At 73.5% G+C, this 23,858-nt stretch carries 25 protein-coding genes and 1 pseudogene; 10 read left to right on the top strand and 16 right to left on the bottom strand.

Annotation, left to right across the window (positions count from 1 at the left end; translation table 11 throughout):
• Positions 1-63: 63 nt before the first annotated feature.
• Positions 64-693, bottom strand: coding sequence for a TetR/AcrR family transcriptional regulator (locus tag Q2K16_RS28015; protein ID WP_302741174.1), 630 nt, complete (start codon positions 691-693; stop codon positions 64-66).
• 106 nt (positions 694-799) lie between these two features.
• On the opposite strand from Q2K16_RS28015, the gene Q2K16_RS28010 reads away from it, so the two are divergent.
• Positions 800-1,822 carry a glycoside hydrolase family 113 protein gene (locus Q2K16_RS28010; RefSeq protein WP_302741172.1) on the top strand — a complete coding sequence of 341 codons (1,023 nt, stop codon included), beginning with the start codon at positions 800-802 and terminating at the stop codon, positions 1,820-1,822.
• Between the two features lie 68 nt (positions 1,823-1,890).
• On the opposite strand, the gene Q2K16_RS28005 is transcribed toward Q2K16_RS28010, so the two are convergent.
• The gene (locus tag Q2K16_RS28005) at positions 1,891-2,487 is read right to left on the bottom strand and encodes a TetR/AcrR family transcriptional regulator (RefSeq protein WP_302741170.1); all 597 of its coding nucleotides are present in this window, start codon (positions 2,485-2,487) and stop codon (positions 1,891-1,893) included.
• A gap of 205 nt (positions 2,488-2,692) precedes the next feature.
• Between Q2K16_RS28005 and Q2K16_RS28000 the strand changes: the two genes are divergently transcribed.
• Positions 2,693-3,712 (top strand): aldo/keto reductase, encoded by a 1,020-nt coding sequence (locus Q2K16_RS28000; protein ID WP_302741168.1) that lies wholly within the window; start codon positions 2,693-2,695, stop codon positions 3,710-3,712.
• 36 nt (positions 3,713-3,748) lie between these two features.
• Here the strand turns inward: Q2K16_RS28000 and Q2K16_RS27995 are convergent, their stop codons facing one another.
• From Q2K16_RS27995 to Q2K16_RS27985, 3 genes are all read right to left on the bottom strand, one after another.
• Positions 3,749-4,189, bottom strand: a complete 441-nt coding sequence (locus Q2K16_RS27995) for a VOC family protein (protein WP_302741166.1) — start codon at positions 4,187-4,189, stop codon at positions 3,749-3,751.
• 82 nt (positions 4,190-4,271) lie between these two features.
• On the bottom strand, positions 4,272-4,472 hold the full coding sequence (locus Q2K16_RS27990; RefSeq protein WP_302741164.1) for a hypothetical protein: 201 nt from the start codon (positions 4,470-4,472) through the stop codon (positions 4,272-4,274).
• Positions 4,473-4,561: 89 nt separating this feature from the next.
• Positions 4,562-5,464: an oxidoreductase gene (locus Q2K16_RS27985; protein WP_302741162.1), complete on the bottom strand. Its 903-nt coding sequence runs from the start codon at positions 5,462-5,464 to the stop codon at positions 4,562-4,564.
• A 67-nt stretch (positions 5,465-5,531) separates the two neighbouring features.
• Here Q2K16_RS27985 and Q2K16_RS27980 point away from each other — a divergent pair, with 67 nt between their 5' ends.
• The 3 genes from Q2K16_RS27980 to Q2K16_RS27970 are packed head-to-tail and all read left to right on the top strand — an operon-like array spanning position 5,532 to position 7,021.
• Complete coding sequence (locus Q2K16_RS27980; protein WP_302741160.1) at positions 5,532-6,116, top strand: TetR/AcrR family transcriptional regulator; 585 nt, start codon at positions 5,532-5,534, stop codon at positions 6,114-6,116.
• A gap of 40 nt (positions 6,117-6,156) precedes the next feature.
• Positions 6,157-6,417, top strand: coding sequence for an alpha/beta fold hydrolase (locus Q2K16_RS27975; RefSeq protein WP_302741158.1), 261 nt, complete (start codon positions 6,157-6,159; stop codon positions 6,415-6,417).
• Positions 6,418-6,445: 28 nt separating this feature from the next.
• On the top strand, positions 6,446-7,021 hold the full coding sequence (locus Q2K16_RS27970) for a hypothetical protein (protein WP_302741156.1): 576 nt from the start codon (positions 6,446-6,448) through the stop codon (positions 7,019-7,021).
• Between the two features lie 142 nt (positions 7,022-7,163).
• Here the strand turns inward: Q2K16_RS27970 and Q2K16_RS27965 are convergent, their stop codons facing one another.
• From Q2K16_RS27965 to Q2K16_RS27955, 3 genes are all read right to left on the bottom strand, one after another.
• Positions 7,164-8,165: a trypsin-like serine peptidase gene (locus Q2K16_RS27965; protein ID WP_302741154.1), complete on the bottom strand. Its 1,002-nt coding sequence runs from the start codon at positions 8,163-8,165 to the stop codon at positions 7,164-7,166.
• Between the two features lie 342 nt (positions 8,166-8,507).
• The gene (locus Q2K16_RS27960; RefSeq protein WP_302741152.1) at positions 8,508-9,602 is read right to left on the bottom strand and encodes a D-alanine--D-alanine ligase family protein; all 1,095 of its coding nucleotides are present in this window, start codon (positions 9,600-9,602) and stop codon (positions 8,508-8,510) included.
• 150 nt (positions 9,603-9,752) lie between these two features.
• Positions 9,753-9,983: a hypothetical protein gene (locus tag Q2K16_RS27955; protein ID WP_145922616.1), complete on the bottom strand. Its 231-nt coding sequence runs from the start codon at positions 9,981-9,983 to the stop codon at positions 9,753-9,755.
• A 253-nt stretch (positions 9,984-10,236) separates the two neighbouring features.
• On the opposite strand from Q2K16_RS27955, the gene Q2K16_RS27950 reads away from it, so the two are divergent.
• Positions 10,237-11,082, top strand: coding sequence for a helix-turn-helix domain-containing protein (locus tag Q2K16_RS27950; RefSeq protein WP_302741150.1), 846 nt, complete (start codon positions 10,237-10,239; stop codon positions 11,080-11,082).
• Between the two features lie 7 nt (positions 11,083-11,089).
• On the top strand, positions 11,090-11,290 hold the full coding sequence (locus Q2K16_RS27945) for a DUF397 domain-containing protein (RefSeq protein ID WP_145918315.1): 201 nt from the start codon (positions 11,090-11,092) through the stop codon (positions 11,288-11,290).
• 52 nt (positions 11,291-11,342) lie between these two features.
• Here Q2K16_RS27945 and Q2K16_RS27940 read toward each other — a convergent pair whose 3' ends face one another.
• From Q2K16_RS27940 to Q2K16_RS27920, 5 genes are all read right to left on the bottom strand, one after another.
• Positions 11,343-12,395, bottom strand: coding sequence for an ROK family protein (locus Q2K16_RS27940; RefSeq protein WP_302741147.1), 1,053 nt, complete (start codon positions 12,393-12,395; stop codon positions 11,343-11,345).
• 175 nt (positions 12,396-12,570) lie between these two features.
• A complete protein-coding gene (locus Q2K16_RS27935) occupies positions 12,571-13,362 on the bottom strand; it encodes a putative protein N(5)-glutamine methyltransferase (protein WP_302741145.1) in 792 nt (263 codons plus the stop codon).
• A gap of 157 nt (positions 13,363-13,519) precedes the next feature.
• Entirely contained in the window at positions 13,520-14,683 is a 1,164-nt protein-coding gene (locus Q2K16_RS27930; RefSeq protein ID WP_302741143.1) for a cystathionine gamma-lyase, read from the bottom strand.
• Positions 14,680-15,687 (bottom strand): NAD(P)H-dependent glycerol-3-phosphate dehydrogenase, encoded by a 1,008-nt coding sequence (locus Q2K16_RS27925; RefSeq protein WP_145918311.1) that lies wholly within the window; start codon positions 15,685-15,687, stop codon positions 14,680-14,682. Before Q2K16_RS27925 ends, Q2K16_RS27930 begins: the two co-directional genes overlap by 4 nt.
• Before the next feature lie 40 nt (positions 15,688-15,727).
• Entirely contained in the window at positions 15,728-16,453 is a 726-nt protein-coding gene (locus Q2K16_RS27920; protein ID WP_302741141.1) for a lysophospholipid acyltransferase family protein, read from the bottom strand.
• Positions 16,454-16,581: 128 nt separating this feature from the next.
• Between Q2K16_RS27920 and cofC the strand changes: the two are divergent.
• The 3 genes and pseudogenes from cofC to Q2K16_RS27900 all read left to right on the top strand — a co-directional run.
• Positions 16,582-17,226: pseudogene (gene cofC / locus Q2K16_RS27915) on the top strand (2-phospho-L-lactate guanylyltransferase); the annotation flags it as partial.
• 468 nt (positions 17,227-17,694) lie between these two features.
• A complete protein-coding gene (locus tag Q2K16_RS27905) occupies positions 17,695-19,848 on the top strand; it encodes an RNA degradosome polyphosphate kinase (RefSeq protein WP_489671939.1) in 2,154 nt (717 codons plus the stop codon).
• A 67-nt stretch (positions 19,849-19,915) separates the two neighbouring features.
• Complete coding sequence (locus Q2K16_RS27900; protein WP_302741139.1) at positions 19,916-20,800, top strand: NUDIX hydrolase; 885 nt, start codon at positions 19,916-19,918, stop codon at positions 20,798-20,800.
• A 55-nt stretch (positions 20,801-20,855) separates the two neighbouring features.
• Here Q2K16_RS27900 and Q2K16_RS27895 read toward each other — a convergent pair whose 3' ends face one another.
• The 3 genes from Q2K16_RS27895 to leuC all read right to left on the bottom strand — a co-directional run bounded on the left by Q2K16_RS27895 (position 20,856) and on the right by leuC (position 23,814).
• Positions 20,856-21,596 carry an HU family DNA-binding protein gene (locus Q2K16_RS27895; RefSeq protein WP_368052518.1) on the bottom strand — a complete coding sequence of 247 codons (741 nt, stop codon included), beginning with the start codon at positions 21,594-21,596 and terminating at the stop codon, positions 20,856-20,858.
• Positions 21,597-21,768: 172 nt separating this feature from the next.
• Complete coding sequence (leuD, locus tag Q2K16_RS27890) at positions 21,769-22,356, bottom strand: 3-isopropylmalate dehydratase small subunit (protein ID WP_302741136.1); 588 nt, start codon at positions 22,354-22,356, stop codon at positions 21,769-21,771.
• 15 nt (positions 22,357-22,371) lie between these two features.
• The gene (gene leuC / locus Q2K16_RS27885; RefSeq protein ID WP_302741135.1) at positions 22,372-23,814 is read right to left on the bottom strand and encodes a 3-isopropylmalate dehydratase large subunit; all 1,443 of its coding nucleotides are present in this window, start codon (positions 23,812-23,814) and stop codon (positions 22,372-22,374) included.
• Between the last annotated feature and the right edge of the window lie 44 nt (positions 23,815-23,858).

Raw genomic sequence — 23,858 nt, 5'->3', positions numbered from 1 at the left:
GACCGGACCGCGCGTCCGGCTCCCGCCCGGCGGGGCGGGGTGCACCGGAGCCGGTCGGGCGGGTCAGGGTGCCGCGGCGGCGTCGAGCGCCGGGGCCAGCGTCAGCAGCGCGGCCCGCACGAGGTCCGGCAGCGGCGCGGACGGCACCACGAAACCGGCCATCGACGGCACCTCGCCCGTGCCGTGCAGCCACTGCCGCAGCGCCACCCGGGCCGCCGCGCCGACCGCGGCGGCGAGCACCTGGGCGGTCAGCGGTCCGACGCCGGGACAGCGGGTGGTGACCGCCCCGGCCAGCGGTTCCTCGAACGTGGTGACGGCCTCGACGTAGCAGGCGCGCAGCGTGGGGCTGGCGGCGATCATCAGCAGCGCGGCGGGCGGCTGGTCGCCGGGGTCGGCGTACAGGCCCACGACGGCGTCGACGACCGCGTCGGCGAGGCCGACCCCGGCCGGCCGGGCGAGCACGGCCGCTGCGACGCCGGCCGCGCGGTCGGCGGCGACCCCGGCGACGATCGCCTGCTCCCGGCTCGGGAAGTAGTTGTTGTAGGTCCGGGGCGACACGCCTGCGGCCTGGGCGATCTCCTCGACGCGGACGTTGTCCGGCCCGCGTTCCAGCGCGAGGCGCAGCGCCGCCGCCTGGAGGGCCTCCCGGGTGGCCCGCTTCTTGCGTTCCCGCAGCGTCGATGGACCGGTCACGGTGCCACTGTCGCACACGCGGTACGCGCACGCAAAATTGCGCGCACGCAAAAATATGCTACGGTCCCTCCGAACTCCGGGAGCACCACGACCGAAAGGGACCGACATGCGCGCCAAGGGCATGGCCTACGACACCGGCTTCGTCACCGACGGCGTCAGCTCGGTGCCGCACTGGGACCCGGAGGTGGTCCGGCGCGAGCTGGCCATCATCCGGGACGACCTGCACTGCACCGCCGTCCACCTGGTCGGCGGCGATCCCGGGCGGCTGGAGTCCGCCGCCCGCACCGCCGCCGAACTCGGCCTGGAGGTCTGGTTCTCGCCGTACCCCCTGGAGCTGGAACCCGACCTGATCCGCGCCCTGTTCCTCGACTGCGCCGAGCGGGCCGAGCGGCTCCGCGCGGCGGGGGCCGAGATCGTGTTCGTCACCGGCGCCGAGCTGAGCATCATGAACCGTGGCTTCATCGGCGGGGAGCGCCTCGCGGACCGCCTCGACCACCTGCTGACCGACCCGAACGGCCGGGCCGAGCGCATCGCCGGGGTCCGCACCCGCCTCGACGCGTTCCTGCGCGCCACCGTGGCGGCGGTCCGCGAACGCTTCCACGGGAGGGTCACCTACGCCGCGATCCCGTTCGAGGGCGTCGACTGGGACCTGTTCGACGTGGTGACCGTCGAACTGATCCGGTCCGCCGAGGTCGCCGACCAGTTCCGCGAGGGCGTACGCCGGCTCGTCGACCAGCCCAAGCCGGTCGCCGTCACCGGCTTCGGCACGGCGACCTGGCGCGGCGCGGGCGACGTCGCGCCGCGCAGCATGGAGATCATCGAGTACGGCCCGAACGGCAGACCCCACCGGCTCAACGGGGAGTACGAGCGCGACGAGCCCGGCCAGGCCGCGTACCTGAGCGAACTGCTCGACATCTTCGACAGCGAGGGCGTCGACAGCGCCTTCGTCCACCTCTTCGCACTGCCCAGCCTCCCGCACCGACCGGACGGCGACCCGCGCGACGACCTCGACCTCGCCAGCCCCGGGGTCGTCAAGGTGCTCGACGGGCGCACCGGTGACACGTACCCCGGCCTGCCCTGGGAACCGAAGGCCGCGTTCGCCGCGGTCGCCGCGCACTACGCGCGCTGATCCGCTCCCGCACGGCCCGGCGGGCGACGTCGGCCCGAGGGGCGGCACCCGGCCACCGGCGTCGCCCCTCAGCGCAGCCGCAGCCCCGCGACGAGGAGGCCGACCATCCGGCGGGCGTCGTAGTAGGGGGCGCGGCCGGCGCAGAGGTTGCCGACGGCGAACAGCAGTTCCTGGGGATCGGTGCCGGGGCGGATCTCGCCGGCCGCGGCGGCGGCGTCGAGCAGGCGGGCGCAGGCGGGGACCAGATGGTCGAGGAAGTACCCGTGCAGCGTCTCGAAGGCGGCGGTGTCCGAGTTCATCGCCCCGGCGAGACCGTGCTTGGTGACCAGGAAGTCGACGAACTGGTCGATCCAGGCGGTCAGGGCGGCGTGCGGCGTGCGGCTGTCGGCGAGCAGGGTCGGCGCGGCCTCGGCGCACGCCTGCACCTGGTGCCGGTAGACCCCGACGATCAGATCGGCCCGGGTCGGGAAGTGGCGGTAGATGGTGCCGACGCCGACGCCGGCCCGCGCGGCGATGTCGCGTACCGGCACGTCGACACCGGCGGCGCGGAAGGCTGCGGCGGCCGCCTCCAGCAGGGTCGCCTCGTTGCGCCGGGCGTCGGCCCGCTTCCGGGGCGCGTCGGCGCGCTTGCGCGGGGTGGGCGACCCCGGTCCACCGTCGACCATCGCTCCGTCAACCTCCGGACACCTTGGCAAACGGAACAGCGTTCCGTATAGTTCGGAGCGGAACACGGTTCCGCTTGCACCATGATGCCAGAGCCGGACGGCCGGCGACCAACCACGCCCCCGCCAGCCCACGGCACGTCCGCACGCGCCAGGTTCCCGGCGGCACCGACCGAGCGCCGTCCCGTCACCCCGTGGAGGAACAGTCATGCAGTACCGCACCCTCGGCCGCACCGGCGTCCAGGTCAGCACCCTCGTGCTCGGCGCGATGAACTTCGGCGCCATCGGCCGCACCGGCCAGGCCGAGGCCACCGCGATCATCGACGCCGCCCTGGAGGGCGGGATCAACCTGATCGACACCGCCGACCGGTACAGCCAGGGCGAGTCGGAGGAACTGGTCGGCCGGGCCATCGTCGGCCGCCGCGACGACATCGTGCTGGCCACCAAGGCGGCCCTGCCGATGGGCGACGAACGCAACCACCGGGGCACCTCCCGCCGCTGGCTGCACACCGCGCTCGACGGCAGCCTGCGCCGGCTCGGCGTCGACCACGTCGACCTCTACCGGGTCCACCGCTGGGACCCGACGACCAGCGACGAGGAGACGCTGGCCGCGCTCACCGACCTCCAGCGGGCCGGCAAGATCCGCTACTTCGGCTGCTCGACGTTCCCCGCGTACCGGCTCGTGCAGGCCGAGTGGGCCGCCCGGGAACACCACCTGGGCCGGTACGTCACCGAGCAGCCCAGCTACTCGATCCTGCAACGCGGCATCGAGACCCACGTCCTGCCCGTCACCGCGCAGTACGGCCTGGGCGTGCTCGCCTGGAGCCCGCTCGCCTCGGGGTGGCTGTCGGGCGCGGTCCGGGCGGGCCGGGAGATCACCACCCACCGCGCCGACGTCCTGCCCGGGCGCTTCGACCTCACCGTCGCCGCCAACCGGGCCCGGCTCGACGCCGTCGAGCAGCTCGCCAAGGTCGCCGAGGACGCCGGGCTCACCCTGATCCAGCTCGCGCTCGGCTTCGTCACCGCGCACCCCGCCGTGACCAGCGCGATCATCGGCCCCCGCACGCCGGAGCACCTGCGCAGCCAACTCGCCGCCGCCGACACCGTGCTCACCGCCGACGTGCTCGACGCCATCGACGCGATCGTCGCCCCCGGCGTCGACCTGGCCCCCGACGAGAAGTACGACACCCCGCCGGCCCTGCTCGACCCGGCGCTGCGCCGCCGCTGAACGCCGACACGTGCACGGGGCCGGGCGACCCGGGGGTCAGCTCACGCAGAACACGTTGCCCTCCGGGTCGTGCATGGTGACGTAGTAGTAGAGGTCCGCCGGGTCGTCGCCCCGGGTCCGGCGCTGCACGGTCGCACCCGCCGCGACCAGTTCGGCCACCTTCGCCTCGACGATCTCGATCCGCCGCGCCTGGGGCAGGGCGTCGTCCCGCCCGGTGGGGTAGAGGTCCAGGTGGAGCCGGTTCTTCCCGGCCTGCTCCCGCGGCACCCGCTGGAACCACAGCGGCGGACGCAGCCCGGCCGGGTCGAACAGCCGGTCCTCGAACGCCGCCGCCCCACCCAACCGGCCACGGAAGTGCGCGTTCCAGGTGGTCGCCGGCTCGGCCGGCGGTGTCGGCCGGTAGCCCAACGCCTCAGACCAGAACCGGGCCAGCAGGGCCGGGTCGTTCGCGTCGATCGTCAGCTGCCAGAACACCATGGCCCCACCCTAACCGCGTGGCGTCCGACACCCCGGGGCGCGACCGACGGCGGCCGGTCGCGGCGGTGACGTCGCCGCGCGGTCACCGGGTCGACGCCACCGCTCCCGAGCGGCCGGCCCGCCCGGAGCGCTTGAGCAGCACCGCGCCCCCGGCGACGAGGACGACACCCAGGACCATCCCGACGGCGTTGCCCTGGGTCAGCGAGGCAAGCGCCCCCAGCACGCCCACCACGACCAGCAGCACACCGAGAACCCGCATGAGCAGACCACCGACGGTCCTCATCTGTCCGTTCGCCATACCAGCCCTGTTCCCCGGGCACATCGTCCACAAACGACCGACGGCGGACCGCCCGGCGGCCGGTCCCCGGCCGCCTACCGGGTGGGCTGGGCGGCCAGGGGGAAGGTGACGCCGGTCAGCTCCTCGGAGACCGTCCACAGCCGACGGGCGACGGCACCGTCGCGGGCCCTCTTCGAGCGGCCGACGAGCTTCGGCGCGCCGCGTCCTTCGAAAAGGCCGTCCGGCCCGGCGTAGCTGCCGCCCGGGATGTCGGCGACCGCCGCGTAGAGGGTGGGCGACGCGCCGTCGGCCTCGCTCTGCGCGAACCGGTTGGTCACGGCCGTCTGGAGCCGGTTCCACCAGGAGCGGTCGCCGTCGAGGTGCCCGAGCAGGTTGGTGGCGGCCAGGCCGGGATGGGCGGCGGTCGCCAGCACCGGTGAGCCGGCCTCGGTGAGCCGGCGGTGCAGTTCGGCGGTGAACAGCAGGTTCGCCAGCTTCGACTGGGCGTACGCGGGGAACGCCCGGTAGGGGCGGCGCTCCCAGTTCAGGTCGGCGAAGTCGATCTTCCCGGCCCGGTGCGCACCGGAGGCGACGGTGACCACCCGCCCCCGGATCTGGGGCAGCAGCAGGTTGGTGAGCGCGAAGTGCCCGAGGTGGTTGGTGCCGAACTGGAGCTCGAACCCGTCGGCGGTACGGGTCGGCGGCGGGATCATCACGCCGGCGTTGTTGATCAGCAGGTCGATCGGCCCGGTGCAGCCCTCGGCGAAGGCGCGGACGGAGGCGAGGTCGGCCAGGTCCAGCCGGCGTACCTCGACGTCGCCGGTCATGCCCGCAGCGGCGGCGGCCCCCTTGGCGGGGTCGCGGACGGCGAGCACGACCCGGGCGCCCCGGGCGGCGAGGGCCGTCGCGGCGACCCGGCCGATGCCGCTGTTCGCGCCGGTCACGATGACGGTACGGCCGGTCAGGGTGGGGATCTGGGCGGTCGTGAATGTTGTCATGGGAAACAATGTATACGGCGACAACAATGTCGGCAACGACGACATTTTTCGGGCTACGATGACCCCCGTGCCCGCGTACCACCACGGAAACCTGCGGTCGACGCTGCTCGCCGCTGCCGAGCGCAGCCTGCGCCAGCACGGCGCGGGTCAGCTGTCGCTGCGCGAACTGGCCCGGGAGGCGGGCGTCAGCCACGCCGCGCCGCGCCGGCACTTCGCCGACCGGCAGGCGCTGCTGGACGCCCTCGCCGAGGCCGGGTTCGCCCGGCTGCACGCGGAGCTGCGCGCCGCGCTCGCCGCCGCGGGTGCGGACTTCGGGCCGCGCCTGCACGCCATGGCCGCCGCCTACCTGCGGTTCGCCACCGAGGACGCCGCCCTGCTGGAACTGATGTTCACCAGCAAGCACCGGGAGGGGGCCGAGCACCTCGTCGCGGCCGCCGCCGGACCGTTCGGGCTGATGCACGACCTGATCGCCCAGGGGCAGGCCCAGGGGGTGCTGGAACCGGGCCCCCCGGACCGTGCCGGCATCGTGCTGTTCGCCACGTTGCAGGGCATCGCCACGCTGGTCAACGGCAACCTGGTCGCGCCCGACCTGCTCGACGGGATCACCCGGACGGCGGTCGACCAGTTCATCAGGGGGTCACGCCGCTCCTGACCGCCGGACGGTGTCGGGGGCCGGCCGTAGGCTCGGCGTCATGACGAGGACGCACACGCTCACCCTGCCGGGAGTGGAACTGGTCTACGACGTCCGTGGCCCGCTCCCCCCGGCCGACGGGCGTCCCGCCCTGGTCATGATCGGCCAGCCGATGACGGCCGAGGGCTTCGACGCGCTCGCCGCCCAGTTCGCCGACCGCACGGTCGTCACCTGCGACCCGCGCGGCCGGGGCCGCAGCGTCCGCACCGACGGCCGGTCCGAGCACACGCCCGGCAGCAGGCCGACGACCTGCACCACCTGATCGCGGCCTCGACGCCGGTCCGGTCGACATGTTCGCCAGCAGCGGCGGTGCGGTGACCGCGCTCGCCCTGGTCGCGGCCCACCCCAACGACGTCGTCACGCTGGTGGCGCACGAGCCGCCCGTCAACGCCGTGCTGCCCGACGCCGCCGCCGAGCGCGCGCGGGCCGCCTTCCACGAGGCGTACCAGGCGCGGGGCAGCGGCGCGGGGATGGCCGCGTTCATCGCGATGACGTCGTGGCAGGGCGAGTTCACCGACGCCTACTTCGCCCAGCCCGAGCCCGACCCGGCGACGTTCGGCCTGCCGACCGACGACGACGGCAGCCGGGACGATCCGCTGCTGTCGAAGAACTCGTGGCCGGTCACCGACCACCGCCCCGACGCGGCGGCGCTCACCGCCGCACCGACCCGGATCGTCATCGCGGTCGGCGAGGAGTCGACCGGGACGTACACCGCCCGGACGGCAGTCGGCACCGCCCACCTGCTCGGCCAGGAGGCGACGGTGTTCCCGAGCCACCACGGTGGCTTCCTCGGCGGTCACGCCGGCTACGCCGGCAGGCCCCGGGAGTTCGCCGCGAAGCTCCGCGAGGTGCTGGCCACCCCCTGACCGACGCCCCGCTGTCGGGCCGAAACAGCGGTGTCCGGCCGACGGAATACCGATACACCGACCCGACAGGCGCATTTCCCGGCCCCGGAAACAGACCGGAGCCCCGGCCGTCGGCCGGGGCTCCGGTGCGGGGAGGGTGAATTTACGCGGGAGAGCCGGCTTCGGCGAAGTCGTACAGGCTCTTGATGTCGTCGTCGTAGTAGGGGCCGTCGAATTGCCCGTTGCCCGGATTGTCGCCGTGGCTGACGGTGCTGTTGATGTAGCCGGCGCCGATCGAGTCGTTGTATTCCTGCAACCACGGGCCGCCGCTGGAACCGTAGGTCATGTTGCAGTACATCCGGATCTCCTGGCCACCGGCGTCCCAGGTCGTGCCCTGGCAGTAGTACTGGCTCTCACCGCCGCCGAGGTTGGACGGGTAACCGAGGGCGGTGACCGCCACCGAGTAGCCCCAGTTCCAGCGCAGCCCGTTGCCGCCGACGGTGTCGACGACCTTGGCGTTGTACGTGCCACCGTTGGACATCACCGCAATGCCCATGTCCTCGGCGTAGCTCGACGAGCTGGCCCACGCTCCCCGGGTGGAGAGGCTGTAGGCGACGAAGGTGCCGAACGGCCGCACGCCGTTGCGGTACCGGGGGACGAACTGCCAGTTGGTGTACCAGCCACCGCCGGCCCCCTGGTGTACGCAGTGGCCGGCGGTCACCACGAGCCGCCGCTTGGTGCTGGCGACGGTGCTGGCCGAGCAGGAGGCGGTACCGCCGCCGGGGACGGTGAAGTAGACCTTGCCCACGGTCACCGCCTCGTTCAGCATCGTCCGGGGGCCGCTGGCGATGCTCGGGGCCACCGGGGCGACCGTGCCGGCCGGACCGGTGGGCCTCGGCGCGCGGTTCGACGACGTGGCGGCCCGGGCCGACTTCGGGAAGTCCAGGTCCACGGCGGACGCCATGCGTTCCGGGGTCCAGAAATCGGTGACCTCCTTGGCGATCTTCTCGTTGGTGATCGCCCGGCCGTCCAGGGTGCGGGCGATCGCGGTGATGTTTCCTTTTTGATCGACCGTGGTGGAATTCGCCTCGGCTGCCGGCGCACCGGCCAGAATGAGGGTGAATGCGGCACCGGCACCCACCGACCAACGCAGAGCGGATTTCAAGAGGACCTCCTATGCCCCTTACACGTATCCGAACTCCGGCAGCATATTGAGGTCCAACTATTGATCACAATAACGGGCGATAATTGCCAGGAATCCGTGCCACACGACCGGCGACGCCATAACCGACGTCGGTTTTTTTAGGCCTGGGATATGCGACGGATCACGTCGGCTGCCGGCCGGGGACGCTCCACGACCCGGGAGACGCCTGTCGACGCCCCCGTCCAGCCAGCCCGGCCGCAACGGCACCGGCGGGGAGGGGGCGTCGACGACGAGGTGGACCAGCGTCGGGCACAGCCCGGACGCCGGTGGCGAGGAGGAGGCCGGCCACTGCCGGCGCGGCGGTCAGTGCCGGTGCAGGGCCGTCCGGATCAGCCGGCTGACCAGCTTGGGGTACTCCAGGCCGCTGGCCGCCCACATCCGGGGGAACATCGACGTCGGGGTGAACCCGGGCATCGTGTTGATCTCGTTGAGATAGACGTCCAGGTCGGGGGTGACGAAGAAGTCGACCCGGGCCAGTCCGGAGCAGTCCAGCGCGGTGAAGGCGCGGGTGGCGTACTCCTGGACCTGGTGGGTGACCCGGTCGGGCAGGACGGCGGGGACGTCGTACTCGCAGACCTCGTCGGCGAAGAGGTACTTGGCCTCGAAGTCGTAGAACTCGCGGTCACCGACCATCCGCACCTCGGCCAGCACTGACGCCTCGGGCGCACCGCCGGCCTCGCCCTCCAGCACGCCGCACTCGATCTCCCGGCCGACGACCGCGGCCTCGACGAGCACCTTGGTGTCGATCTCCCGGGCGACGGCGACCGCGTCGTCGAGCCGCGCCCAGTCGTCGACCCGGGTGATGCCGAACGACGAGCCGGCCCGGGACGGCTTGACGAAGACTGGCAGGCCCAGCCGCTGCTTGTCGGCCTCGCTGAGGGTCATCCCGTTGCGCAGCACCGCGTACGGGCCGACCGGGATGCCCTCGGCGGCACAGAGCTTCTTGGTGAACTCCTTGTCCATCGCGGCGGCGGAGGCGAACACGTTCGCCCCGACGTACGGGATGTCGGCCATCTCCAGCATGCCCTGGATGGTGCCGTCCTCGCCGTACGCGCCGTGCAGCACCGGGAAGACCACGTCGACGTCGGCGAGCGCGCGGGGACCCTCGGTCGGGTCGAGCACGAGCAGGCCACCGGCGGTGGGGTCGGCGCGGAGCACCACCTCGGCCCCGGCGCCGGCGGTGACCTCCGGGAGCCTGCGCGCCCGGATCGCCAGCTCGCCCGGGTCCCCGCTGGTCAGCACCCACTGGCCCTGCCGGGTGATGCCGACCGGCACCACGTCGTACTCGTCGGGGTCGAGCGCGCCGAGCACGCTGCCCGCGCTGACGCAGGAGATGCCGTGCTCGGGGCTGCGTCCGCCGAACACGATCGCCACGCGGGTCTTGCCTGGGGTGGTCACTCGGGTCACCTCTCGGTACGCGACTGCGGAGCCGTCAGTTGCGCTCACCCGACTGACCTTACTGTGGGTTGCGGCGGACCGATGGTGATACCCGGCAGGAAGCGAGCGACCCTCGCAAACGGTCATCCGACCCGATACGGTACGTGACGATCAGGGCCGGTGGGGACGGTAGCCGCGCCCCCGGCCGACCGCTATCACCTTCACCCGCTGCCGCCCGGCCCGGACCATGCCCAAGGCCATGAACGCCCCGGCTATCCGGTCGGCGGCCTCCCGGCTGTTGGCCCCGACCACCTGCCGCCGGCGCTCGGGCCGGGCCCGCTCGTCACGGGTGGACGTCTCCACCGGCCGGACGTCACTGAGCACCACCAGGAACCGCGTCATCGCCGTCATCAGGCCCCTCACCGTTGGAAGTCCTTTCTCGACGCGTGCGGCGGCGGCACGTGGCGATCGGGAACGGGGGAGTAAACCCGATCGCCACGCGCCTCATCCCCTCCGGTCACTCACCACCGCCGTCGCCACGACAACCGCTGGTGAGGACTCCGTTACAGATTGACAGGTGCACAGGCGTGAATGCAACTCTCATCACACCTTCTCTCATGTACGTCTTCCCATAGACCTGTGTCACCATCGACGCATGGCACCGAAGACCGCCCGGGCTCGCCGCCTGGGCATCGCCCTGCGCGCCCACCGGGAAGCGGCAGGCCTCACCCTGGAGGCCGCCGCCGACGAGATCAACAGCACCCGCAGCACGCTCAGCCGGTACGAGAACGCGCAGACGCTGGTCAGCCCGGCCACCGTCCGCGCGCTGCTCAGCCTCTACGGGGTCGGGCCCGACGAGATCGTCGCCGCGGTCCAGCTGGCCAAGGACACCCGCAAGCCCGGCTGGTGGGTGCCCTACTCACACCTGCTCGACAAACGCACCATCGACTTCATCGCGCTGGAGGCCGAGGCCACCGGGATCGCCAACTTCGAACCGTCAATCGTCCCGGGTCTGCTCCAGACGGCCGACTACATCCGGGGCGTGATGCGGGGCGGGCCGCACACCCTCACCGACGAGCAGGTCGAACAGCGGGTCAAACTCCGGCTGGACCGGCAACAGCGGATCACCGCCGCCGAACCGCCGATCTTCGACGCGATCATCGACGAGGGCGCGCTGCTGCGCCCGGTGGGTGACCGGACGGTGATGCAGGCGCAGCTCAGTCACCTGCTCAAGACCTCGGAGCTGCCGAACGTCACGGTCCAGGTGATCCCGCTCGCCGCCGGCTACCACCGGGGCACCCGGGGCTCGCTGCACATCCTGGAGTTCGCCGATCCGGAGGACCCGCTGATCGCCTCGGTGGAGACGGTCGCCGGCCAGATGGTCCTGGACCGGCCGGGTGACCTGCGTACCTGCACCAAGATCATGGAAAACCTGCGGACCGTCGCGCTCAGCCCGGCCGACAGCCGCGACCAACTCGTGCAACTGATGAAGGGACGGTAGGAGACCGATGACACCGACGATCGGCGGGGCCCTGTCCGGGGCCGCCTGGCGTAAGAGCAGCCACAGCGGGGACGAGGGGGCCTGCGTCGAACTGGCGTCGCTGCCGGGCCGGGTCGCGGTCCGCGACTCCAAGGACCCGGGCGGCCCGGTGCTGCTTTTCCCGCCCGCCGCCTGGTCCGCCTTCGCCACCGCCCCGCCGCGCCGCTGACCACCCCGGCCCCGCCCCGCACCCCGTCGACGGGGTGCGGGGCGGGGCCGGGTCAGTCGACCGGGGCGGTGGGCGGGGTCGCGGCGGGCCGGACCGCCTCCGCGGCGGCGATGGCCACCCCCCGCGCGCCGGCCATGTCCCGGTCCGGCACCAGCGCGAAGGCCGCCAGCGCGGCCTGCTCCTCCCGCAGCACGGTGTGCGCCCGCACGGTGTCGAGGAACCAGTCCCGGAACTCCGGTGCCGCCTCCACCACCCCGCCGCCGACGAAGTACGCGTGCGGATCGGTGAAGTTGGCCGCGATGGTGAACAGCCGACCGAGCGCCGCCGCCTGCTGGGCGAAGACCTCCCGGGCCAGCGCGTCGCCCCGCTCGGCGTACCCGCGCAGCAGGGTGGCGGCCCGCTCGGGCGGCTCCTGCGCCAGCGGGTGCCCCGGATACCGGGACAGCCAGTACGGCAGCAGGTTGCGCCGGATCGCGGTCAGCGAGACGACGCTCTCGGCGTCCCCGACGAAACCGCAGGCGCAGCGCGGTTCGGGCTGGTCGGGGGCGAGCAGCCCGGCCAGCGGGAGGTGCACGTGACCGAACTCGCCGGCCATCCCGGCCGCCCCGGTGACCACCCGGCCGTCCACCACCACAGCGCCACCGAGGCCGGTGCCGACGATCGCCGCCACCGACGACCGGGTCGCCGCGTGCGCTCCGAAGTGGACGTGGTGGGCGTAGAGCGCGGCGGCGTTGCCGTCGTTGTGGTAGACCACCGGCAGCCCGAGCCGACGTTCCAGCGCGCCGCGCACGTCGAAGCCGTGCCAGGCGGGCTGGGCGAAGTTCGTCGAGCCCCGCGACGAGATGACACCTGTCGCGCTGGCCGGGCCGGGGGTGTCCAACCCGACCGCCCGGACCAGCCCCCGGGGCACCCCGGCGTGCGCCAGCACCCCGTCGAACGCACCGGCAAGCGCCTCGATGGCCGCCTGCGGGCCGGCGGTCACCGCGCTGGGGGTCTCCACCAACCCGTCGACCAGGAACCGGCCGTCCAGGCGGAGCACCGTGGCGTTGTTGCTCGTGCCACCGTTGTCGAGGCCGACCACCACCGGCACGTCCACGCTGACCATCCGCCACCTCCGACCGGGCCTGCTGTGAGGTTAGTTCCCGTTCCCGCCGCCCGTCACGCCCCACGTGCGGCAATCCCGCCGACGACCGGCCGGGGCTACCGGACCCGGCCAGGGGGCTACCGGACCCGTGCCGACGGCACGGACCCGGCTCGGCAGCACGGGACCGGCCGGCCGCTCACTCCGGTAGGCGGGCCAGGACGCCTGTCGCGTCCCACCGGTCGGCGTGCAGGACCGTCGCCAGCAGTCCCAGGCCGGTCATCACGGCACCCAGCGCCTCGGCCTGCCCGGCGCTGACCTCCACCACCAGGTGACCACCGGGCCGCAGCCAGTCGACCGCACCCACGGCGACCCGGCGCAGCACGGCCAGCCCGTCGACGCCCCCGTCCAACGCCACCGACGCCTCGTGCAGCCGGGCCTCAGGCGGCAGCAGCGCCACCGCCGGGGTCGGCACGTACGGGGCGTTGGCGACCACCACGTCCAGCCGGCCCCGCCAGTGCGCCGGCAGCGGGTCGTACAGGTCCCCCTGCACCACGGTGACGTCCCGGCCGGCCAGGTTGCGGCGGGCGCAGGCGACGGCGGCCGGGTCCACGTCGACGGCGGCGAGCCAGCGCGGGGCGAGCCGGTCGACCAGCGCCACGCTGATCGCCCCCGACCCGCAGCAGAGGTCGACCAGCGCCGGGGCCGGCCCGGCGACCGACGCGGCGGCCTCCACCAGCAGCGCGGTCCGGGCCCGGGGAACGAACACCCCCGGGTCGACGGCGACCCGTCGGCCGCAGAACTCGGCCCAGCCGAGCAGGTGTTCCAACGGCTCACCGCCGATCCGCCGGTCGGTGAGGGCGGCGAGCGCCTGCGGCGAGTCGGCGGCGGCGGTGAGCAGCGCAGCCTCGTCCTCGGCGTAGACGCAGCCGGCGGCGCGCAGCCGGGCGACGAGAGCGGCGGGGTCGAGGGGGAACGGATCGGATGCCATGGTGATGCCTTTCGGGAGCGCACGTCGGCGCTCCCACCGTCGCTACCGTGGCGACGGGACTCCGTTGCCGCAGCGACGGGACTCGACGGGGAGCGCCGGTCCTGACGTCTGGTGGATCGGACTCACCTCCTCCGGTCGGGGCCCGTGCGGGCCGGCATCACGATAGCGGACCGGCCGCCCCCGCGCTGTCCAGTGCGGCGGTCACGTCGGCGACCAGATCAGCGGTGTCCTCCACCCCGCAGGAGAGCCGGACGAACCCGGGAGCGGTGTCGTCACCCCACTGCGCCCGCCGGTCGGCGCTGGTGTGCAGGCCGCCGAACGAGGTCGCGGCGGCGACCAGCCGGGACGCGGCCACGAACCGGGCCACCCGGTCGGCGTCGCCGAGGTCGAACGAGAGCACCCCCGGCATCCGGCGCAGCTGCCGCGACGCCACCGGGTACGCCGGGTCGTCCGGCCGGCCCGGCCAGCGCAGCCCGGTCACGTCGGGCCGGCCGGCGAGCAGGTCGACCAGGGCCGCCGCGTTGGCGGACTGCCGGGCCAGCCGCAGGTCCAGGGTGGCCAGCGAGCGGTGGGCCAGCCAGGCGTCGAACGCCCCGGGCACCGCGCCGGTGGCGGTGCGCCACCCGGTCACCGTCTCCAGCAGTTCCGCCGACCGGGACGCCACGTAGCCGAGCAGCAGATCGGAGTGGCCGGTCAACGCCTTGGTGCCGGAGGCGACCACCAGGTCCGCGCCGAGGTCCAACGGCCGCTGCCCCAGCGGGGTGGCGGTGGTGTTGTCCACCGCCACCAGCGCGCCGGCCGCGTGCGCCGCGTCGGCCACGGCGGCGATGTCGGCCACGTCCAGGCCCGGGTTCGCCGGGGTCTCCAGCAGCACCAGCCGTACGCCGCGAAACGACGGGTACGGCCCGGCGGTGGGCACGAACCCGACCCGTACCCCCAGCCCGGCGAGGGTGGCGGTGGCGAACGCCCGGACCGGGAAGTAGCCGTCGGCGGGCAGCAGCACGGTGTCGCCGGGGCGCAGCACGGCCAGCAGCAGCCCGGTGATGGCGGCCTGCCCGGAGGCGAACACCCGGCAGTCGCCGCCCTCCAGCTCGCCGATGGCCGCCTCCAGCAGCCGCCGGGTCGGATTGTCCGGGCGGCCGTAGCCGTTCGGTGTCGCGGCCGGCCCCTGCCACGGGTCGAGGTGGTACGGCGCGGCGAAGACCGGGCCGGGCAGGAACGGCTGCCCCGGCTCCGGCTCGGGCAGCCCGGCGTGCACGCACCGGGTGCCGTCGTGCCAGTGCGTCGCCGGGTCGCCGGGCCCGGTCGGCGGGCCGCTCACTCGTACGACTCCGGCTTGGCGGTCCGGCTCATCAGGGCGTCCACCGCGAGCCTCGGGTCCATCCCCTCGTGGCAGATCCGCTCGATCTGTTCGGTGATCGGCATCTCCACCCCGTGCGCGCGGGCCAGGTCCCGGATCGCCAGGCAGCTCTTGACGCCCTCGGCGGTCTGCCGGGTGGCCGCCTGCGCCTGCTCCAGGGTCTCCCCCCGGCCCAGGTGCTCGCCGAAGGTGCGGTTGCGGGCCAGCGGCGACGAGCAGGAGGCCACCAGGTCGCCCATGCCGGCCAGACCGGCGAAGGTGATCGGGTCGGCGCCGAGCGCCACCCCCAGCCGGGCTGTCTCGGCCAGCCCCCGGGTCATCAGCATGGCCCGGGTGTTGTCGCCGAAGCCCATCGCGGTGGCGATCCCGTACGACAGGGCGATCACGTTCTTGACCGCCCCGCCCAGCTCGCAGCCGATCACGTCGTCGTTGGTGTACGGCCGGAAGTACGGGGTGCGGATCGACTGCTGCACCAGTTCGGCGCGGCGGGCGTCGGTGCCGGCGACCACCGTCGCGGCCGGCTGTTCGACGGCGATCTCGGGGGCCAGGTTGGGGCCGGAGACCACCACCACCCGGTCCGGGGTGACCCGGGCGGTCTCCACGATGACCTCGCTCATCCGCCGGGTGGTGCCCAGCTCGATCCCCTTCATCAGGGAGACGAGGGTGGCGTCCGGGGCGAGGTGGCCGGCCCACTCGGCGAGGTTGCCGCGCAGCGTCTGCGACGGCACCGACAGCACCACCAGCTCCGCGCCGGAGATCGCCTTGGCCGCGTCGCCCGTCGCGGTGACCCGGTCGGGCAGCCGCAGCTCCGGCAGGTAGTCGGGGTTGCGCCGGTGGACGCGGATCGCCTCGGCGACCTGCTCGCGCCGGGCGAGGATCGTCACCTCCCGACCGGCGTCGGCGAGGATCTTGGCGAACGCCGTCCCCCAGGAACCGGCCCCCAGCACCGCCACGTGCCCGCTCACGCCACCCCTGCCCCTGCGTCGCGCCGGTCGATCCACTCGCTCATTCGGTCCCCTCGGGAGTACGCGGGCTGACGGGACGTTCCCACAGCGGCGGCGGTGGGCCACCCCGGACACCGGCAAGCAGGTCCCGCAGGGTCAGCATGATCTGGTCGGTCATCTCCTCCAGCACCACCCGGCTGGGGGTGGCCCCCGCCCACCGGTCCAGGTCGACAGGCGGGCCGGCCACCACCGTCACCGGGGTCCGGGGCCGCAGGCCCACCCGGCTGGTCCGCGGGTCGAAGAGACGCTCCGGGCCCCACATCACCACCGGGACCACCGGTGCGCCGGTGGCCAGGGCCAGCCGGGCCGCCCCGGTCTTGCCCTTCATCGGCCACAGCTGCGGCTCCCGGGTGATGGTGCCCTCCGGATAGATCACCACCGCGCCGCCGGCGTCGAGCGCGGCGATCAACCGGTCCAGCGACTTGACCGCGGTGGCGGTCTCCCGTTCCACCGGGATCTGCCGGCAGCGGTGCAGGATGTAGCCGACCACCGGCACCCGGAACACGCTGGCCTTGCCGAGGAACTGCGGCCACCGGCCGGCGTCGTAGATGAAGTGGGCGCAGACCAGCGGGTCGGCGTGCGAGATGTGGTTGGGCACGATGATGACGCCCCCGGGCCGGCGCAGCTGCTCGACACCGTGCCAGGTGCGTCGGGTCCAGGCCAGCATCACGGGCTTGACCAGGGCCACGGCGAACCGTCGCCAGAAACCCAGCCTGCGCCGTGCCACCGTGCCTCCTCGTCACCCCACCCGCGTGCCGCACCCCCACCGTTGCGTGCCCGCAGCGGAAATCATGCCTGCTCGTCCCGGGTACGGCCAGTGCGGGTACCGCCGCCGCCGCTGGCAGGATTGTCGACGTGGGCCAGGCGAGGTGGGTGGCGGTGGTGCCGGTGAAGCGGCTCCGCGCGGCGAAGAGCCGGTTGCGGGGGGCGCTGCCGGCCGTACCGCACGAGGAGCTGGCGCTGGCGCTGGTGGCCGACACGGTCGGCGCGGCGCTGGCCTGCCCGGCGGTGGCCGAGGTGCTGGTGGTCACCGCCGACCCGCGGGTGGCGGCGACGGTCGGCGCGGCGGGCGCGCGGGTGGTGCCGGACCTCCCGGACGCCGGGTTGAACGCCGCCCTGCGGCACGGCGTGCAGGCGGCGGCCGACGACGGCCGGAGTTGGCTGGCCGCCCTCACCGCCGACCTGCCGGCGCTGCGCCCGGCCGAGCTGGCCGCCGCGCTGCACGCGGTCGGCACCGGCCCGCCGGGGGTACGCCGGTTCGTGGCCGACGCCCCCGGTACCGGCACGGTGCTGCTCACCACACCCCCCGGGGTGGCGCTTGCGCCCCGGTTCGGGGCCGGCTCGGCGGCGGCGCACCTGACCTCCGGGGCGGTTCCGCTGCCCGGCGACTGGCCGAGCCTGCGCCGCGACGTGGACACCGCCGCCGACCTGGCCGACGCGGCCCGGCTCGGTCTCGGCCCGGCCACCGGCGCGCTGACCGGCGTCGTCCCGGCGGCCCCCGACCCGACCGGCCGACGGCCCCGCACCGACCGGCCGGTGTACGGTGCTGGCATGCAGGGCACCGTGGCGACCTTCGACGCGCAGAGCCGCACCGGCGTGCTGCTCCTCGACGACGGCACCGAACTGCCCTTCCCGGCCCGCGCCTTCGACGCCTCCGGGCTGCGGCTGCTCCGCCTCGGCCAACGGTTGACGGTGCACACCGATCCAGACGGCGGGGTCGTCCGGGTGACGTTGCCGACGATGGTCTGAACAACGCGGCCCAAGTTCATTTTGCGTTAACCGTAATCGGGTGATTATGAGCGGGTGAGCACCCCTCGCGAGCACCCCACCAGCCCGTCCGCCGCCGCCGACCCGACCCGCAACGGCACCCGCCGTCGCAGCGGTTCCCGCCCCCGCCGCGCCCCGGAGGAGGTCTCCGCCACCGCCCCCGACTCCCCCGGCGCCAGCGCCGCCGGGGCCTCCGCCGGGCTGGACGAGGTGCTCGACACCGACGACCGCCCCGCCGGGGGCCCGGCCACCGGTGGGGGGCCGACGACCGACGGGCCGCCCGCCGTCGCGCCACTGCCGGCCGACCGGTTCCTCAACCGCGAGCTGTCCTGGCTCGACTTCAACGGCCGGGTGCTGGCCCTGGCCGAGGACCCGCGCACGCCGCTGCTGGAACGGGCCAAGTTCCTGGCCATCTTCGCCAGCAACCTCGACGAGTTCTACATGGTGCGGGTGGCCGGGCTCAAGCGGCGGCTCTCCGCCGGCCTGCCGGTACGCGGCGGGGACCGGCTGCCGCTGCGGACCCAGCTGGAGCGGATCACCGAGCGCGCCGCCGGGCTGGTCGCCCGGCAGGCCGCCTGCTTCGTCGACGACCTGCTGCCGCAGCTGGCCCGGGAGGACATCCGCATCACCCGCTGGGGGGAGCTGGACGACCCGGAGCGGGAGCGGCTGCGCACCTACTTCCGGGAACACATCTTCCCGGTGCTCACCCCGCTCGCGGTGGACCCGGCGCACCCGTTCCCGTACATCTCCGGGCGGTCGTTGAACCTGGCCGTGGCGGTCCGGGACCCCGACGGCGGGTCGGAGCTGTTCGCCCGGGTGAAGGTGCCCAACAACGTGCCCCGCTTCGTCCGGGTGGGCCGCGACCAGCCGGGGCTGCGGATGCTGCCCGTGGAGGACCTCATCTCGGTGCACCTGGGGCAGCTCTTCTCCGGCATGCAGGTGGTCGAGTGCCACCTGTTCCGGGTCACCCGCAACGCCGAGGTGGAGGTCGACGAGGACCGCGACGAGGACCTGCTCCAGGCGTTGGAACGGGAGCTGGCCCGGCGGCGCTTCGGCCCACCGGTCCGGCTGGAGGTCGCCGCCTCCATCTCCGACCACATGCTGGAGCTGCTCGTCCGCGAGCTGGACATGGACGACCACGACGTGCTGCGGGTGCCCGGTCTGCTGGACCTGTCGGCGCTGTGGCAGCTCTACGGCGAGGCGGACCGCCCCGACCTGAAGGACAAGCCGTTCGTGCCGGCCACCCACCCCCGGCTGGCCGAGGGCGAGGTGCCGCGCAGCGTCTTCGCCACCCTGCGCGACGGGGACGTGTTGGTGCACCACCCGTACCACTCGTTCGCGACGAGCGTGCAGCGCTTCGTCGAGCAGGCCGCCGCCGACCCGAACGTGCTGGCCATCAAGCAGACCCTCTACCGCACCAGCGGGGACTCCCCGATCGTCGACGCGCTGGTCGACGCCGCCGCCGCCGGCAAGCAGGTGGTGGTGCTGGTGGAGCTGAAGGCCCGCTTCGACGAGGTGGCGAACATCGGCTGGGCGCGCACCCTGGAACGGGCCGGCTGCCACGTCGTCTACGGCCTGGTCGGGCTCAAGACGCACTGCAAGACCGCCCTGGTGGTACGCCAGGAGGGCAACCAGATCCGCCGGTACTGCCACATCGGCACCGGCAACTACCACCCCAAGACCGCCCGGCTGTACGAGGACTTCGGCGTGCTCACCGCCGACCCGGAGATCGGCGCCGACCTGACCGACCTGTTCAACGTGCTCACCGGCTACAGCCGGCAGACCGCGTACCGGCGGTTGCTGGTGGCCCCGCAGGGCATCCGCAGCGGGCTGGTGGAGCGGATCGAGCGGGAGATCGCGCACGTCCGGCTGGGCATGCCGGGGCTGGTGCAGTTCAAGGTGAACTCGCTCGTCGACGAGGAGATCACCGACGCGCTCTACCGGGCGTCGCAGGCCGGCGTGCACGTGGACCTGCTGATCCGGGGCATGTGCACGCTGCGGCCGGGGGTGCCGGGACTGTCGGAGAACATCCGGGTCCGCTCGATCCTCGGCCGGTTCCTGGAACACTCGCGGATCTTCCGGTTCGGCAACAACGGCGACGCCGAGTTCTGGATGGGGTCGGCCGACCTGATGCACCGCAACCTCGACCGCCGGGTCGAGGCGCTGGTGCAGGTGAGTGATCCGGTCGCCCGCGCCGAGCTGGACCAGGTGATGACCACCGCGATGAGCCCGGACGTGGACGCGTTCGAGCTGGCCGCCGACGGCAGCTGGAGCCGGCGGACCGGCACTCCCGAGGAGCCGCTGCACGACCTCCAGGAACTGCTGCTGCGCCGGGTGGGCAGTTCCGCCGGTTGATCCGCCCGGACCGCCGCGGTGCTCCGGCCGGCCGGTACGGGGGATTCCACGGACGTAGGGTGGCCAGATGGTGGACGAGGAACCCGTCGGCATCCGGGCGGCCGGTGGGGTGGCGTGGCGACCCGCCGACGGTGGCGGGGTGGAGGTCTGCCTCGTGCACCGGCCCCGCTACGGCGACTGGTCGCTGCCCAAGGGCAAGCTGGAACGGGGGGAACATCCGCTGCTGGCCGCCGTCCGGGAGGTGGCCGAGGAGACCGACGTACGGGCGGTGCCGCAGGTCCGCCTGCCCAGCGTGCGGTACCGCAGCGAGGGCCGGCCGAAGCTGGTCGACTACTGGTCGATGCGGGCCGTGGGCGTCGGCGGGTTCCAGCCGGGCACCGAGGTCGACGACGTGTGCTGGCTCGACGTCGACGCGGCCGTCGCCCGGGTGAGCTACCCGCACGACGCGCAGGTGCTGGCTGCGTTCGCCGCCCTGCCCCGGGTCACCGGCACGGTGGCGCTGGTGCGGCACGCGCAAGCCGGGAAGCGGGCCACCTGGTCGGGGCCGGACACCGGCCGTCCGCTGGACGCCGAGGGGGTCGCCCAGGCACAGGCGCTGGCCCCGCTGGTCGCCCTGGTCCGGCCGGTACGGCTGCTGTCGGCCTCGGTCCGCCGGTGCGTACAGACCCTCGGTCCGGCGGCCGCCACGCTGGACCTGCCGATCGAGGTGTGCGGCGACTTCGACGAGCCGCAGCCGGGCCAGCAGGTCGACGAGTGCGCGTTGGCCGCCGCCGGCCGGCTGGTCGAGCTGGCCGCCGCCGGGCAGCCGGTCGGGGTGTGCAGCCAGGGCAGGGTGATCCCGGGCGCGTTGGCCCGGCTGGCGGGGCGCGACGACGACTTCGGCACCGCCAAGGGCGGCGGCTGGCTGCTCGCCTTCACCGCCGACCGGCTGCTCGCCGCCGACCGGTTCTGAACACGCGGACGGGCGTCCACCGTGCTGGTGGACGCCCGTCCGGTCGTACCCGGTGTCAGCGCTTGGCGGCCGTCTTGCGGGCCGGCGCCTTCTTTGCCGGGGCCTTCTTCGCGGTGGTCGCCTTGGCGGCCGTGCTCTTGGCCGCGGTGGCCTTCTTGGCCGCCGGAGTGCGGGCGGTGGTCGCCTTGGTCGCCGTGGCGGTCTTCTTGGCCGGCGTGGCCTTCTTGGTGGCCGCCTTGGTCGCGGCGGTGGCCTTGGTGGCGCCCGCCGTGGTCTTGCGGGCCGCGGTCGCCGTCGTCTTCTTGGCGGCGGTCGCCTTCGCCCCGCTGGCCTTGGCCCCCGTCGCCTTGGCCCCCGTCGCCTTCGCGGCCGTCGCCCTAGTGCCGGTCGCCTTCGCGCCCGTGGCCTTGGTGCCGGTCGCCTTGGTGCCTGTCGCCTTGGCGGCGGTGGCCTTCGTGCCGGTGGCCTTGGCGGCCGCCGTGGTGGTGGTCTTCTTCGCCGGAGCAGCGGTCTTCGGCACCTTGCCGGTGGCCACCATCTCCTTGAAACCGGCGCCCGGCTTGAAGGCCGGAACGGATGTCTTCTTGACCTTCACCGCCTCGCCGGTACGCGGGTTGCGCGCTGTTCGCGCCGCCCGGACACGCTTTTCGAACGATCCGAATCCGGTGATCGCCACTTTGTCGCCCTTGGTGACCGCCGCCTGGACCTCGGCGAGGACCGCGTCGAGCGCCGCCGTCGCCGACTTGCGGTCCCCCAGGCGAGCGGCGAGCGCCTCGATGAGCTCGGCCTTGTTCACGACTTCCTCCCGATTGTGCAACTGACTCGACGCGAGCCATTCTGCGCGCACCGTATGCCCTGTGCTGCCTGGACACAAACATTCGGTGGAAAAAAGCCCTTGTGTCGTAACGGATTCGCCCCCACCGGATGAACCGGTGGGGGCGAAAACGGTGCCGTGGCCCGGCGTACGGCTAGACCACGGCGGGGGTGAACGACGGTCGGCCGGCCTCGTACGCCTCAATGTCGGCGAGGTGCCGCAGGGTGAGTCCAATGTCGTCGAGGCCCTCCATCAGCCGCCAGCGGCTGTGGTCATCGAGCGGGAACGGCCAGGTGGAATCCCCGACCCGGACCTCTCGGGTGGTCAGGTCGACCGTCACCGCAGTGGTCGGATCGGCCTCCACCAGGTCCCAGATCTGCTCGACCGCGGCCGGTTCCAATTCGACCGGGAGGAGCCCTTCCTTGAGGGCGTTGCCCCGGAAGATGTCACCGAACCGGGGCGAGACGACCGCCTGGAAACCCCCGTCGCGCAGCGCCCACACGGCGTGCTCCCGGGACGACCCGGTGCCGAACTCCGGCCCCGCCACGAGGATGGTGGCCCCGGAATACGCCGGGTTGTTGAGCACGAATGCGGGATCGTCGCGCCAGGCCCGGAAGAGTCCGTCGGCGAAGCCGGTACGGGTCACCCGCTTGAGGTACACGGCCGGGATGATCTGATCGGTGTCCACATTGGATCGGCGCAGTGGCACGGCGGTGCCGGTGTGGGTGGTGAACTTGTCCATCTCTCGGCTGCCCTTCTACAGATCGGCCGGGGCGGCGAGCCGGCCGGTCACGGCGGTGGCGGCGGCGACCGGCGGCGACACCAGGTGGGTACGCCCGCCCCGGCCCTGCCGGCCCTCGAAGTTGCGGTTGGAGGTCGAGGCCGAACGCTCGCCCGGCTTCAGCGTGTCCGGGTTCATGCCCAGGCACATCGAGCAGCCGGCGAACCGCCACTCCGCTCCGGCGTCGGCGAAGACCTTGTCCAGGCCCTCCGCCTCGGCGGCCTCCCGCACGGCGGCGGAGCCGGGCACCACCAGCATCCGTACCCCGTCGGCGACCCGGTGGCCGCGCAGCACGTCGGCGGCGGCCCGCAGGTCCTCCAGCCGGCCGTTGGTGCAGGAGCCGACGAACACCACGTCGACGGCGAGGTCGCGCAGCGGGGTGCCCGGGGTGAGGTCCATGTACTCCAGGGCCCGGCGCGCGGCGGTCCGCTCGGCGTCGGTGGTGAAGTCCTCCGGGTCCGGCACGGCCGCGCCGAGCGGGGCGCCCTGCCCGGGGTTGGTGCCCCAGGTGACGAACGGGGTGATCCGGGAGGCGTCCAGGGTCACCTCGGCGTCGAAGGTCGCGCCGTCGTCGGTGGGCAGCGTCCGCCAGTAGGCCAGCGCCGCGTCCCAGTCGGCCCCGGCCGGCGCGTGCGGCCGGCCCTTGAGGTACGCGAAGGTGGTCTCGTCCGGCGCGATCAGGCCCGCCTTGGCGCCCCACTCGATGGACATGTTCGCCACCGTCATCCGGCCCTCCATCGACAGCGCCCGGATGGCCTCGCCCCGGTACTCGACGATGTGGCCGCGTCCGCCGCCCGTGCCCACCTGGGCGATCAGCGCGAGGACCAGGTCCTTGGCGGTGACGCCGGGGCCGAGCTGGCCTGTGACGTTGACCGCCATGGTCTTCGGGCGGGCCTGCGGCAGGGTCTGGGTGGCCAGGACGTGTTCGACCTCACTGGTGCCGATGCCGAAGGCCAGCGCCCCGAACGCGCCGTGGGTGGCGGTGTGTGAATCGCCACAGACGATCGTCATGCCGGGCTGGGTGACGCCCAACTGGGGGCCGATCACGTGCACGATGCCCTGGTTCTCGTCGCCCAGGGGGTGCAGCCGCAGGCCGAACTCGGCGCAGTTGCGGCGCAACGTCTCGATCTGGGTACGCGAGGTCGGGTCCGCGATCGTCAGCAGGTCGCCCCGGCGCAGCCGGAACGCGGGATCGTCGTACCCGGTCGGGGTGTTGTGATCCTCGGTCGCGAGCGTGAGATCGGGGCGACGGACCTGCCGGCCGGCCAGGCGCAGCCCGTCGAACGCCTGCGGGCTGGTCACCTCGTGCAGCAGGTGCAGGTCGATGTAGAGCAGGTCCGGCTCACCCTCGGCGGTCCGTACGACGTGTGCGTCCCAGACCTTCTCGGCCAGGGTCCTCGGTTGAGTGACTCCCACCATCTGGACATCCTAAATTCTGGGAGGTAAATTTCGGCTTGTGGGAC

The organism is Micromonospora cynarisoli (genome assembly GCF_030518815.1).
In the GTDB taxonomy this organism is placed as follows: domain Bacteria; phylum Actinomycetota; class Actinomycetes; order Mycobacteriales; family Micromonosporaceae; genus Micromonospora; species Micromonospora wenchangensis.
Note: the sequence above shows the minus strand (reverse complement) of the source record. Positions and strands in the feature narration are given on the sequence as shown.

Bases quoted from the DNA above. Each gene is read 5' to 3' on its own strand.
- Q2K16_RS28010 (WP_302741172.1), top strand. From the start codon at position 800: ATGCGCGCCAAGGGCATGGCCTACGACACCGGCTTCGTCACCGACGGC.
- Q2K16_RS28005 (WP_302741170.1), bottom strand. From the start codon at position 2,487: ATGGTCGACGGTGGACCGGGGTCGCCCACCCCGCGCAAGCGCGCCGAC.
- Q2K16_RS28000 (WP_302741168.1), top strand. From the start codon at position 2,693: ATGCAGTACCGCACCCTCGGCCGCACCGGCGTCCAGGTCAGCACCCTC.
- Q2K16_RS27995 (WP_302741166.1), bottom strand. From the start codon at position 4,189: ATGGTGTTCTGGCAGCTGACGATCGACGCGAACGACCCGGCCCTGCTG.
- Q2K16_RS27990 (WP_302741164.1), bottom strand. From the start codon at position 4,472: ATGAGGACCGTCGGTGGTCTGCTCATGCGGGTTCTCGGTGTGCTGCTG.
- Q2K16_RS27985 (WP_302741162.1), bottom strand. From the start codon at position 5,464: ATGACAACATTCACGACCGCCCAGATCCCCACCCTGACCGGCCGTACC.
- Q2K16_RS27975 (WP_302741158.1), top strand. From the start codon at position 6,157: ATGACGAGGACGCACACGCTCACCCTGCCGGGAGTGGAACTGGTCTAC.
- Q2K16_RS27970 (WP_302741156.1), top strand. From the start codon at position 6,446: ATGTTCGCCAGCAGCGGCGGTGCGGTGACCGCGCTCGCCCTGGTCGCG.
- Q2K16_RS27955 (WP_145922616.1), bottom strand. From the start codon at position 9,983: ATGACGCGGTTCCTGGTGGTGCTCAGTGACGTCCGGCCGGTGGAGACG.
- Q2K16_RS27950 (WP_302741150.1), top strand. From the start codon at position 10,237: ATGGCACCGAAGACCGCCCGGGCTCGCCGCCTGGGCATCGCCCTGCGC.
- Q2K16_RS27945 (WP_145918315.1), top strand. From the start codon at position 11,090: ATGACACCGACGATCGGCGGGGCCCTGTCCGGGGCCGCCTGGCGTAAG.
- Q2K16_RS27940 (WP_302741147.1), bottom strand. From the start codon at position 12,395: ATGGTCAGCGTGGACGTGCCGGTGGTGGTCGGCCTCGACAACGGTGGC.
- Q2K16_RS27935 (WP_302741145.1), bottom strand. From the start codon at position 13,362: ATGGCATCCGATCCGTTCCCCCTCGACCCCGCCGCTCTCGTCGCCCGG.
- Q2K16_RS27900 (WP_302741139.1), top strand. From the start codon at position 19,916: ATGGTGGACGAGGAACCCGTCGGCATCCGGGCGGCCGGTGGGGTGGCG.
- leuD (WP_302741136.1), bottom strand. From the start codon at position 22,356: ATGGACAAGTTCACCACCCACACCGGCACCGCCGTGCCACTGCGCCGA.
- leuC (WP_302741135.1), bottom strand. From the start codon at position 23,814: ATGGTGGGAGTCACTCAACCGAGGACCCTGGCCGAGAAGGTCTGGGAC.